The sequence below is a fragment of the Grimontia marina genome (assembly GCF_900060185.1).
Taxonomy (GTDB): Bacteria; Pseudomonadota; Gammaproteobacteria; order Enterobacterales; family Vibrionaceae; genus Enterovibrio; species Enterovibrio marinus.
This window is the reverse complement of sequence record NZ_FIZY01000017.1, coordinates 23822-35797: the sequence shown is the minus strand read 5'-3', so window position 1 is coordinate 35797 and position 11976 is coordinate 23822. Positions and strand designations below refer to the sequence as shown.

Genomic DNA, 11976 nt, shown 5'->3' with positions numbered 1-11976 from the left:
CTGACACGATCTGTCAGTAGGTGTCAGTAATCTCTTCTCAACCCCACACGAAAGGAGATAACACCATGGATAACATTGTAGAAACCGTAAGATTCAAACTGAAAGACGGCGCGGATATGAAGGCATTTGTTGAGGCAGCAGAAGGCACTATTCCCTTTATTAAAGGATGTGAAGGCTATCTTTACCGTTCGCTGAGTCTTAATGAGCAGACACAAGAATGGACAGACATTGTTTACTGGGCGACACTCGCTGATGCTAAGGCAGCGTCAGACAACTTCATGAAGGATGAAGGTGCTCAGAAGATGGTGTCTTATATTGATGCTTCAACGCTAGTGATGGCCCACGAGCAAATTAAAATGAGTCCTTGTATGACTGAAACAGCTTAGGAAGAGTGAATGAGTAAATCGGAGCGCTTGTTTGAGCTTTTAACACTGCTGCGTAGTAAACGTTACGCGGTGACGGCCAAGTCGTTGTCGGAAGAGCTGAAGGTCAGTGAGCGCACGATTTACCGTGATATCCAATCCCTGCAATTGTCCGGTGTTCCCATTGAAGGCGAAGCAGGGATTGGTTACCTGTTAGGCAAAGGCTCTCACCTTCCACCGCTAATGTTTACTGAAGAAGAAATCGTCGCATTGGAACTTGGCATGCAAATGGTACGAGCATGGTCAGATAAGAGTTTGGCGGCTGCTTCTGAATCTGCCTCAAGAAAAATCCAGTCCATACTGCCAGAACACCTTAAAGCCCAGATTGACGCTTTGCCTCTTGCGGTGCCTGACTTTTACATTGAATCAGAATGCACCGTATGGCGAGAAAGCTTGCGCGCAGCGACGACAGAAAAACAAAAAGTCCGCATCAAATATAAAACTGGCGAAGGAATATACTCCGAGCGGATTGTTCACCCTCTAGGTCAGGTATTTTGGGGCAAAGTCTGGACGCTGGTGGCATGGTGTGAGCTACGGGATGATTATCGAAGCTTTCGCGTTGATCGTATTGAGCGTATGGAAGCCCTCAAAGAGCATTTTGAAGCCGGTGAGTTAAAGTCTTTCCAACATTATCTATCGCTCTGCGAAGAAGAGAATAGGTAATAAAAAAGCGGGCCATTCAGCCCGCTTCTTCATCATTGAAATTCATCACGCCAGAACGTCGGTTGCAACCTTGTAGCTTGGGTCTTCGATGTGGTTAATTTCAACCAGGCTGCCCGCTTTAGTCAGCAGCGCCAAACAGTCTTGTGACAGATGACGAAGGTGGAGCGTCTTACCCGCTTTGCTGTATCGCTCAGCCAGCGTTTCAATCGCTTCGATGGCTGAGTGGTCAGCCACACGGGATTTACCAAAATCGACAATCACGTCTTGTGGGTCGTTCTGAGCATCAAATAGTTCAAGGAAGTTAGCCACTGAGCCAAAGAACAATGGACCATTCACTTCGTAGACTTTTGAGCCTTCCTCGTTGATATGGCTTGATGCGTAAATGTGTTTAGCATGTTCCCATGCAAACATCAGCGCCGACACAATCACACCAACGATAACCGCAATCGCCAGGTCAGTCATAACGGTAACAACAGTCACCAGCACGATAACGAAAAAGTCGCGTTTTGGTACACGGCTGGCCAGCTTGAACGTTGCCCATTCAAATGTGCCGATAACCACCATGAACATCACACCAACCAGCGCTGCCAGTGGGATCATCTCAATCAGCGAAGAGGTGAACAGGATGAAACAGAGCAGGGCCAGTGCGGCAACGATGCCAGACAGACGGCCACGGCCACCAGAGTTAACGTTGATCATCGACTGACCAATCATCGCACAGCCGCCCATCGCACCGAATACGGAACAGGTTACGTTCGCGACACCCTGGCCTACACATTCGCGGTTACCGCGGCCGCGGGTGCCGGTCATCTCGTCAACGACGGTTAGGGTCAACAGAGATTCAATCAGACCAACAGCTGCCAGAATCAAAGAGTATGGCAGGATGATGTATAGCGTTTCCAGATTGAATGGAACAGTTGGGAAAGCGAAAGTCGGCAGTGAGCCAGCAAGCGTTGCGTTCTCGTCACCACTCATTGAGCGCAGGAAGTCGACAACAGTGCGGGTATCCAGATCCAGCAGGACAACCGCCGCTGTCACAGACACAATCGCAACCAGAGAAGAAGGTACTGCGGTGGTGATCTTGGGCAGGAAATGGATGATAGCCATGGTAATCGCCACCAAGCCAAGCATCAGATACAGTTGCTCGCCTTGCAGCCATTCCATTTCACCGTTCAGGCCAGGCACTTGGAATTGACCAAGTTGAGCAAGGAAGATGACGATAGCCAGACCGTTAACGAAACCAATCATTACCGGGTGTGGCACCATGCGGATAAATTTACCGAGCTTAAATACACCCGCCAGAATTTGAAGCGTACCCGCCAGCATGATTGCCGCAAAAAGATATTGAATACCGTGTTCTGCGACCAGGCTGACCATGACCACAGCCATTGCGCCAGTCGCACCAGAAATCATACCAGGGCGACCGCCAAGGATAGAAGTCAGTAGACCCATGATGAACGCAGCATACAGGCCAACCATTGGGTCAACGCCTGCAACGAAAGCAAACGCAACGGCTTCTGGTACCAGAGCGAGTGCAACAGTCAGACCCGACAGAATGTCGTTCTTGGCCGAGTGTTTAGGAAACTTGGGGAATTCAAACATCTTGTTCGGTTACTTCTCTAAAAGTGGGTTGTTGGCAATTCGACAAAGACGGCGATACTACCTAAAAGTGTGATTTTGTTCAATCTTGGTAACGTATTTGTGAAACTTAAAAGCAGGTTACGTCTAGGCAGAACAGCGGGTTATAACAAAAAAGACGTGCTGCAATTAGCCAAACTGATTAAACATCAAAGCGATGGCAGTTTGATGAATAAGACCTAGGGGCTGTTGACCTTTGGTGGTTGGATTTTGTTCTAGCCCTAAGCGTTTTAGGCGCGGCGAGGTGTGTGCCGCCTAGTCATTCTAAGCAAATACACCTCAACAAAGCATAAAACGCTTAGGGCAGAACCCTTCGGGCAGCGTTTGTGGGGAATTTCTGCTGCGTTATCGGCTTCTCATGTAGGCTAGCTACACATCGAAGCCTCTGCCTTGCATAAAACCCCCACAAACTGCTGCAAAAACCATCACCAAAGATCAACAGCCCCTAGTGGCACATAAAAAAAGAGCCATGCTAGGCATGGCTCTTTTTATACCGGACTTCTTATTGGAAGTTAGGCTTGGTCGCTGGCGCTGCGGCGCTGTTGGTTGCCGTTTGGCTACCTGCTTGGCGCGTTTCAGCTCGCTCACTGCGGAACTCAGCAATCGCCACTTCAATGGCTGACTCTGCACTTTCCGGTGCTGGTGCTTTTGTCATTGGAGACGTTGCACGACCTATGCGAATAGCAGGTTTAGCGGGTTTCTCTGCTTCTACAGCAGGGATTTCGCTAGATTCCATCACGCTCTTCACATTGGTTTCTTCAGCTTTTGGCGCTTCTACCTGTTCAGCTACAGCTTCGACAACTGGCTCTGCGGCAGGTGCTTCTACTTCTTCCGGTGCATTAACAGCAACTGGCAGTTCTTCGTTTAGGGCGTCAGCACCTTCGTATTTCGCTTTTTCTTCCAGCACAGTGGATGCTGAACGACGAACAATGACTTTACCCATTGCCATTTCAGGGAAGGCTACGCCACCAACAGCAACTGTCTTAGGTGCTGGAGCTTCGTCAGTAACAGGTGCTTCTGTTACTGCTTCTGCCACAACAGGGGCTTTCAGTGCAGCTTTCGAAGGCCATACTTTACCCATTGCCATTTCTGGAGAAGCAACACCAGACTTCAGAACGACCTTGTTGCGCTTTTCAACGATAGAAACAGCCGTTTCCATCATGTCCAGTTGGTCAAGGCCTTGCTCAGCGTTTGCTGATTCGTCTTCGCGGTTGCTACGACGACGGCGTTGGCCACTTGCACGCAGGTGACGAGGTGAACGGCGGTTACGACGCTTCTCTTCACGTTGCTCACCATTATCGTTCGTCTCGGCGGTCTGAGGTGCGTCAGTAGTGGTCGCTTCTGCTTTCGCTTCTTCCGCTACAGCTTTGCCCATTTCGTGAAGTGGGTTTACTGCGGCGATTTCAACTTCTTCAGTATCACCAACACGGACTTTCTTGTTCAGTTTACGGCGTTGACGGCGCTGTTTTACTTTCTCCGTCTTTTCCGCTTTCTCTTGCTTGTCAGCTTGAGACTCTTCTTTTACTGGCTTAGCCGCTTTCGCTTGCTGTTGACGTTGGTCAGCTTTTTCTGCCTTGTCAGTCTGCTTGCGGTTTTGCTTCTTAGCTTGTTTTTCCGGACGCTCATTTGAACGTTCGTTATTTTCAGCGCGCTCTTTGCCACGACGTGGTTTCTTATCTCCACGCTCGCTTCGTTCATTGCGCTCGCCATTCTTGCTGTTTTCGTCGCGCTGACCATTGCGCTCGCCACGACGGGTGCGATCTTGAGAACGCTTGTGGTCACGACGGTTACGAGACTCGCGTTTTGGTTCTTCTTTCTTCTCTTCTTCAGCCGGCGCACTTGCGAACAGGCCAGAGATGAAAGATACCAGACGAGAGATCAGGCCAGGTTTAGCTTCAACTGCTGCTTTTGCTGCTGGCTTGGCAACCGGTGCCGGAGAAGCAGGGGCAGCGAAACTTTGCAATGCTGGCTCTTCGCGTTTCTTAACAACGCGCTCAGCTGGTGCGTCGTCTTTGCCTTCAGTCTCACGCATTGCTTCCAGTTGTTCTGGAAGGCGGTAAGACAGTGAAGTCACTTCGTCACCACCGCGGATACGAACCACTTCAAAGTGTGGGGTTTCCATGTTGGCGTTAGGTACAACGATAACGCGGACGTTGTGATACTTCTCAACGTGCTGCACTGAGCGGCGTTTTTCGTTGAGCAGGTAAGAAGCAACCGGAACGGGTACTACAGCCATTACTTGGGCGGTGTTTTCCTTCAGCGCTTCTTCTTCGATCAGACGCAAGATAGACAGAGACAAAGATTCGTTATCACGAATCACACCAGTACCTGTACAGCGAGGACAGATGTGGTGGCTGGCTTCTGCCAGAGAAGGGCTCAGACGCTGACGAGACATTTCCAGCAGACCAAAGCGTGAAATACGACCGATTTGAACGCGTGCACGGTCCATACGGACAGCTTCACGCAAACGGTTTTCTACTTCACGTTGGTGGCGAACTGGGGTCATATCGATGAAGTCGATAACAACCAGACCACCAAGGTCACGCAGGCGCAATTGACGTGCAATTTCGTCCGCTGCTTCAAGGTTTGTCTGGAGTGCGGTTTCTTCGATATCAGAACCCTTGGTCGCACGAGCGGAGTTGATGTCGATAGAAGTCAGTGCTTCGGTTGGGTCGATAACAATCGAACCACCGGAAGGCAGACGCACTTCGCGCTGGAAGGCAGATTCAATCTGGCTTTCGATTTGGTAGTGGCTGAAAAGTGGAACTTCACCTTCGTAGCGTTTAACGCGACTCAGGAAGTCAGGACGGGTAGCCTGAATACGCTCACGAGCCTGATTGTAAACTTTCTCACTGTCGATCAGCACTTCGCCGATGTCACGACGCAGGTAATCACGGAATGCACGCGCAATCACATCGCTTTCCTGATAGATCAGGAATGGCGCTGGTTTAGAATCAGCGGCGCCTTGGATGCGTTCCCAGTTGTTCAGCAGGTAGTTTAAATCCCATTCCAGCTCTTCAGCAGATTTGCCAACGCCAGCGGTACGAACGATCAGACCCATGCCCTGAGGTAGTTTCAGACCAGACATCGCTTCTTTCAGTTGGCTACGCTCTTCACCTTCGATACGACGGGAAATACCGCCAGCACGAGGGTTGTTTGGCATCAGAACAAGGTAACTACCAGCGAGAGAGATGAAAGTGGTCAAGGCAGCGCCTTTGTTACCACGTTCTTCTTTATCAACCTGAACAATCACTTCCTGGCCTTCTTTCAACACCTCTTTGATGTTTGGACGACCTTGGTAGCTGTAATTGTCTGGGAAGTATTCGCGGGCAATTTCTTTAAGAGGAAGGAAACCGTGACGCTCAGAACCATAGTCTACGAATGCTGCTTCAAGACTTGGCTCAATACGTGTAATACGGCCTTTATAGATGTTTGCTTTCTTCGATTCATGGCCAGGGCTTTCGATATCCAGATCGTATAAGCGCTGACCGTCAACCAATGCGACGCGCAACTCTTCCTTTTGAGTTGCGTTAATCAACATTCTTTTCATATCAAATTGTTCTCGATTATTTGTTGTTATTAGTTGTCGGATACGAGAGAAAGAACGCAATGCTGCCAGGTCCCAAGTCTGATGTTAATGCAGCCTCACGGCTGGGGAATCAGGGACGCTCTAGGGCACTACTTATCCACCCACTGATACGGAATTAAGATATTCACTCCGGTTTATTCAGTCGGCTATTCGCCACAAATGGCGACAGTCTCTTTGACACTGGTTATTTATCCCGTCGTGCCAACAAACTAACGGGTGCTTTATTCCTCATGTCTTACGCCGAGTGCTGCATGATTAAGACACCGTTAACTGCCAGCTGATCAAGATACTACTCAGAAATAGTGCTAGTGGCGGTTAGGGGTCTGAGATAAAGCGGTAAAGATTTACTCTATTTGTCGACTTTTTAGTCGTGGCGAGCAAAAAAGCTTCAAACTTTTCTGCTTTACGGCGCAACTATAGCAGGGACACTTTTTTGCAGCAAACTACTTTGATGCAATGTAGAATCTACGCCCTATGAATACTGAAAAACCTAAAGTGCAATTCATCGAAATTTCAGATGACATTGCAGGCCAGCGGATCGATAACTTTCTCCGAAATAGGCTTAAAAACGTACCTAAAAGTATGATTTATCGCGTTCTTCGTAAAGGAGAGGTGCGAGTTAATAAAAAACGCATAAAACCTGAATATAAGCTTCAGGCGGGTGATGTTATTCGCGTACCACCTATCAAGATCCCAGAGACAGCGCAGGCTGAGGCACCCAATACCAAACTGAATCGTGTCGCAGAGTTGGAAAAATGTGTGATTTATGAAGACGATCACATGTTAGTGCTCAACAAACCGTCAGGCACTGCAGTTCACGGCGGAAGTGGTCTGCACTTTGGCGCCATTGAAGCGATGCGCGCATTGCGTCCAGACGCACGTTTTCTAGAACTGGTGCACCGTATCGACCGCGATACCTCGGGCATCTTGCTGATTGCTAAGAAGCGTTCAGCATTGCGTCATTTGCAGGCGCAATTCCGTGAGAAGACGGTGCAGAAATACTACTTTGCTTTAGCCATGGGTAACTGGAAGCCTTCTATGAAGAAGGTAACAGCGCCACTTCTTAAAAACGAAGTGAACAGCATTGTTCGTGTAAACCCCAATGGTAAGCCGTCTGAAACCCGCTTTAAAGTGATAGAACAGTTCGAGCAAGCGACTTTGGTGCAAGCTAGCCCAATAACTGGCCGTACTCACCAAATCCGTGTGCATACGCAATATGTGGGACATCCGCTGGCGTGGGACGACCGCTATGGCGATCCAAGGTTTGATGCTTACACCAAGAAGTTTGGTTTGAGCCGTCTGTTCCTGCATGCAGCCAATATCAAGTTTACCCATCCGGGCACAGAAGAACTGATGGATATCTCTGCCCCGATGGATAAACAACTAGAAAGAGCACTGGAAGGTTTAAGGAAAGCGCCACGTGTTAGCTAACTATAAGTTGGTGATTTTTGATTGGGACGGCACCGTGATGGATTCGGTCGCGCGTATTGTTTCCAGTCTAGAAGCTGCTGCCCTTCTGACGGGTGGTTTGCCAGAGTTGTCTGGTGATGAGCTCAAACAAATGATTGGTCTGAGCCTGGACAAAGGGTATGAATTTCTCTATCCCGGTGCGCCTTTAGAAAAACTGGATGAATGGAAGCGCCATTACGGGCAACAGTTTCGTGTCGATAACGATACGCCGATTGACTTGTATCCCTCTGCTTTAGGCTTTTTGGAATTGTTGAAGCAAAGAGGGCATTTGCTAGCAGTTGCGACAGGTAAATCCCGCTCAGGCTTGGATAAGGCCATTGCGGATACCGGCACGTCAGCATTTTTTGTGGCGACTCGCACTGCGGATGAAACGGCTTCAAAACCTGATCCATTGATGATCAATGAGCTTTTGGCTCAGCTTGGTGTTGAGGCAAAAGATGCTGTGATGGTGGGGGACACAACGCACGACATGTATTTAGCGCAAAATGCTGGGGTAGATGCGATCGGTATTACATGGGGTGTCCACGACAGGACGACGCTGGCGGAATACCATCCTGTCGCGATTGTAGATTCTCTGGAAGCACTTCTTTAATCGCCGACGAAAGATAAGAAGAAAGTGGGGCTATAGCCCCATTTTTCGTTTAAGGGCTAAAGGACTTCGATTCCTTCCTCTCGGAGCATTTCGCATAGGCGAATCAAAGGCAGGCCAATCAGGGTGTTTGGGTCTCGCCCTTCTAGCTTATCGAATAATGCAATGCCTAGGCTCTCGCATTTAAAGCTACCCGCGCAATCAAGAGGTTGCTCACGCTTCACGTAACGCGTGATCTCTTTTTCGCTCAATTCTCTGAAGTAAACATGAAAGGGCTCTAGGTCTGTTTGTGTTTTTCCAGAGTTAGCATTCAATAAAGTTAACCCCGTATAAAAAGTGACATGTTTGCCTGATGCTGCGTTTAACTGCTTAATGGCCTTTGCTTCTGTTTGGGGTTTTCCCAAAATCTTTCCATCGATCACACAAACCTGATCGGATCCTATGATGATCGACCTAGGGTGAGCGTCTCGACATGCCTGTGCTTTTTCCAATGAGAGTCGCTTCACTAAATCAGCCGGAGACTCATTTTCTTTAGCAGATTCATCAATATCCGGTGAGTGGGCAACGAAAGGTAAGCCAAGTTTCTGAAGTAATGCCTGGCGGTACTTGGATCCTGAAGCCAGCACAATTGTTTGTTTATTCATCTAACGATGATCCTTTACCAGAATATTCGTATACGCAGGCAAGTGTAATGTTTTAAACTTGCCGAGGCGAGTGGGCTTCCGACGAGCTTTAGGTATGGGTGGCCCATTCAAGTTCAATAATGCTAAGTACCTGTTGAACGGAAAGTAACCTTTTTTCTTTTTCTTGGGCTTTTGAAGCGCTTGAATAGAAGTAAAGGCATAAATTTCTTTGACTCAGGCCACATTGGAGGCTAGAATTCGCGCCCTATGCAAAAGGTAAAGCTACCACTAACGGTTGACCCGTTTAGAAGTGCGCAAAAGCGACTTGACTACGATGGCATCATCGCTGTGAAGCAACTGGAGCGTATAGCTGAGGCAACTGAAGGTGTAATCAGTGATGCTGAAGTGAAGCTTTCATTTGACATTGATGCTCAAGGGCTGAAGATTGTACGCGGAAACGCCAAGGTCGACGTCAATTTAGAGTGTCAGCGTTGTTGGAAAGCCTTCCCGCATCATTGTGAAGTCGAATTTATTTACAGCCCGGTTTTCAATGAAGATCAGGTTGGCAATTTACCGGATGCTTATGAGCCGGCATTAGTCGACGAAAATGGTGAGATTAACCTGCTTCAACTTATCGAAGATGAGTTGATTGTGGCTTTGCCACAGGTTGCCATGCACGACGAAGTCGACTGCGAAGTCGATTCTGATGGTATGGTATTCGGGGAAATCCCGCTTGCTGATGAGCGTCCGAATCCATTTGCCGTTTTGAAAAACTTAAAGCAAAGTAACGAGGAGTAGGGTCAATGGCCGTACAACAGAACCGTAAAACCCGTTCTAAGCGTGGTATGCGTCGTTCACACGATGCGCTGGGCACTTCAGCTCTGTCTGTAGATGCAACTTCTGGTGAAACTCACCTGCGTCACAACGTGACTGCTGACGGTTTCTACCGTGGCCGCAAGGTAATCAACAAGTAAGGTTGAGCCTTGACAGGTCTAACCATTGCACTTGATGCGATGGGCGGGGATTTCGGTCCTCAAGTAACAGTGCCTGCCTCCGTGCAGGCATTGTTGCATTTCCCCTCGTTAAAAGTGGTACTCGTCGGTGATCAATCCGAGATCACCCGCCAGCTCGTATCGCTGGATCAAAAAAATAATCCCCGCATTTCAATTGTTCATGCGGAATCTTCTATCGCCAATGACACACGTCCTTCGCAAGCCTTGCGTTCAAGCAAAGGCAGCTCTATGCGTATCGCACTCGAACTGGTTGCGGAAGGAAAGGCTGATGCTTGTGTCAGCGCGGGTAATACCGGCGCTTTAATGGCACTTTCCCGCGCTCTTCTTAAATTGCTTCCAGGCATTGATCGTCCTGCACTGATTTCTGAGTTGCCAACCATGGGTAACCAGCAAAGCTGGCTATTAGATTTAGGGGCAAACGTCTCGGTTGATGCCGACACCTTGTTTCAGTTCGCAGTGATGGGGTCGGTACTCGCTGAAGAACAACTGGGCTATCAGCCATCAGTTGGACTGCTTAACATCGGTGAAGAAGAGATCAAAGGGAATGACTTAGTTAAGCGCTGCGCGGAAATGTTGCAGCAGTGCTCGGCGGTCAATTACATTGGCTATGTAGAGGGCGACCAGCTTTATACTGGAAAAGCCGATGTCATTGTCTGCGATGGATTTGTCGGCAATGTAAGCCTGAAAACCAGTGAGGGTGTCGCAAGACTGTTTTTAGAAAGCTTAAAAATGCATGTTTTGGCGAATCCATTTAAGAAACTGGTAGCTAAATGGTTATTTGGTGGGCTGTTTAATCGCCTGAAACACCTGAACCCCGACCAGTACAATGGCGCAAGTCTGTTAGGATTGCGCGGCATTGTAGTTAAAAGCCACGGACGTGCTGATAGATCCGCTTTCCAACATGCTATCGGAGAAGCGGTACACGAAGTCGAACGGCAACTACCTAATAAAATATGTAACCGTTTGGAAGCCGTATTACTCGAGAGGCATTATTAGTCTTCATGTTCAGTAAGATTCTAGGCACAGGCAGCTATCTGCCTGCGCAAATCCGCACCAATGCGGATCTCGAAAAAATGGTAGATACCAGCGACGAGTGGATCATCGCGCGTACTGGTATTAAAGAACGTCGTATCGCCAGTGAGCAAGAAACTGTTGCCACAATGGGCTATCTCGCTGCGTGTCAAGCTATTGATATGGCAGGGATTGATAAGCAAGACATCGACCTTATTATTGTAGCTACTACCAGTGGCGAGAGCGCTTTCCCCGCTGCGGCATGTGATGTTCAGGCAATGCTGGAAATCAGCGGTTGTCCAGCATTTGACGTATCAGCAGCGTGTTCAGGTTTTGTTTATGCGCTGAGCGTGGCGGATCAATATGTGAAGTCGGACATGGCGCGGAATGCACTGGTGATCGGCTCCGATCGTCTTTCGCACATGTGTGATCCAGAAGACCGCTCAACCATCATCCTTTTTGGTGATGGCGCGGGGGCGGCTGTGATTGGTGCTACCGAAGAACCTGGCATTATCTCAACCCACCTACGCGCAGACGGTAAGTTTGGCGAGCTGTTGAAAGCTAAATTCCCTCAACGCACAAAAGCAGGAAACCCGGCAGAGTCTGACTCTTGGCTTCATATGGCGGGTAATGATGTATTTAAGGTGGCGGTGACACAACTGGCAAACATTGTTGCTGAAACGCTGGACGAGAATCGAATGGACAAGTCAGAAATTGACTGGCTGGTCCCTCACCAAGCTAACTACCGCATTATCAAGGCGACGGCGAAGAAACTCGCCATGTCGATGGATCAGGTAGTCATTACGCTTGATAAGCATGGTAATACCTCGGCCGCTTCCGTCCCAACTGCGCTTGATGAGGCAGTTCGTGACGGGCGTATTCAACGCGGCCAAACGATTTTGCTTGAAGCCTTCGGCGGTGGTTTCGCCTGGGGTTCAGCTCTGATCAAATTTTGATA

Annotated in this window: 11 protein-coding genes; 8 read left to right on the top strand and 3 right to left on the bottom strand. The window is 48.8% G+C overall.

Annotated features, from left to right (window positions below; all coding sequences use genetic code 11):
- Nucleotides 1-65 precede the first annotated feature (65 nt).
- Both GMA8713_RS10690 and GMA8713_RS10685 read left to right on the top strand, forming a co-directional pair.
- Nucleotides 66-386, top strand: coding sequence for an antibiotic biosynthesis monooxygenase family protein (locus tag GMA8713_RS10690; protein WP_002540125.1), 321 nt, complete (start codon nucleotides 66-68; stop codon nucleotides 384-386).
- Between the two features lie 9 nt (nucleotides 387-395).
- On the top strand, nucleotides 396-1085 hold the full coding sequence (locus tag GMA8713_RS10685) for a helix-turn-helix transcriptional regulator (protein ID WP_002540124.1): 690 nt from the start codon (nucleotides 396-398) through the stop codon (nucleotides 1083-1085).
- A 45-nt stretch (nucleotides 1086-1130) separates the two neighbouring features.
- On the opposite strand, the gene GMA8713_RS10680 is transcribed toward GMA8713_RS10685, so the two are convergent.
- Both GMA8713_RS10680 and rne read right to left on the bottom strand, forming a co-directional pair.
- Nucleotides 1131-2687 (bottom strand): SulP family inorganic anion transporter, encoded by a 1557-nt coding sequence (locus GMA8713_RS10680; protein WP_062709114.1) that lies wholly within the window; start codon nucleotides 2685-2687, stop codon nucleotides 1131-1133.
- A gap of 538 nt (nucleotides 2688-3225) precedes the next feature.
- On the bottom strand, nucleotides 3226-6264 hold the full coding sequence (rne, locus tag GMA8713_RS10675; protein WP_062709111.1) for a ribonuclease E: 3039 nt from the start codon (nucleotides 6262-6264) through the stop codon (nucleotides 3226-3228).
- A gap of 522 nt (nucleotides 6265-6786) precedes the next feature.
- On the opposite strand from rne, the gene rluC reads away from it, so the two are divergent.
- Together rluC and GMA8713_RS10665 are read left to right on the top strand one after the other, a co-directional pair.
- A complete protein-coding gene (gene rluC / locus GMA8713_RS10670) occupies nucleotides 6787-7743 on the top strand; it encodes a 23S rRNA pseudouridine(955/2504/2580) synthase RluC (RefSeq protein WP_062709108.1) in 957 nt (318 codons plus the stop codon).
- A complete protein-coding gene (locus GMA8713_RS10665) occupies nucleotides 7733-8374 on the top strand; it encodes an HAD family hydrolase (RefSeq protein ID WP_084387704.1) in 642 nt (213 codons plus the stop codon). The genes rluC and GMA8713_RS10665 overlap by 11 nt, the downstream gene beginning before the upstream one ends.
- A gap of 56 nt (nucleotides 8375-8430) precedes the next feature.
- On the opposite strand, the gene GMA8713_RS10660 is transcribed toward GMA8713_RS10665, so the two are convergent.
- Nucleotides 8431-9015: a Maf family protein gene (locus GMA8713_RS10660; protein ID WP_062709105.1), complete on the bottom strand. Its 585-nt coding sequence runs from the start codon at nucleotides 9013-9015 to the stop codon at nucleotides 8431-8433.
- Nucleotides 9016-9261: 246 nt separating this feature from the next.
- Here GMA8713_RS10660 and yceD point away from each other — a divergent pair, with 246 nt between their 5' ends.
- The 4 genes from yceD to GMA8713_RS10640 are packed head-to-tail and all read left to right on the top strand — an operon-like array spanning nucleotide 9262 to nucleotide 11974.
- Nucleotides 9262-9792 carry a 23S rRNA accumulation protein YceD gene (yceD, locus tag GMA8713_RS10655; RefSeq protein ID WP_002541719.1) on the top strand — a complete coding sequence of 177 codons (531 nt, stop codon included), beginning with the start codon at nucleotides 9262-9264 and terminating at the stop codon, nucleotides 9790-9792.
- Nucleotides 9793-9797: 5 nt separating this feature from the next.
- Nucleotides 9798-9968: a 50S ribosomal protein L32 gene (gene rpmF, locus GMA8713_RS10650; RefSeq protein WP_002541721.1), complete on the top strand. Its 171-nt coding sequence runs from the start codon at nucleotides 9798-9800 to the stop codon at nucleotides 9966-9968.
- A gap of 9 nt (nucleotides 9969-9977) precedes the next feature.
- Nucleotides 9978-11003 (top strand): phosphate acyltransferase PlsX, encoded by a 1026-nt coding sequence (gene plsX / locus GMA8713_RS10645; RefSeq protein WP_084387703.1) that lies wholly within the window; start codon nucleotides 9978-9980, stop codon nucleotides 11001-11003.
- 5 nt (nucleotides 11004-11008) lie between these two features.
- Complete coding sequence (locus tag GMA8713_RS10640) at nucleotides 11009-11974, top strand: beta-ketoacyl-ACP synthase III (protein WP_062709102.1); 966 nt, start codon at nucleotides 11009-11011, stop codon at nucleotides 11972-11974.
- Nucleotides 11975-11976: the final 2 nt, after the last annotated feature.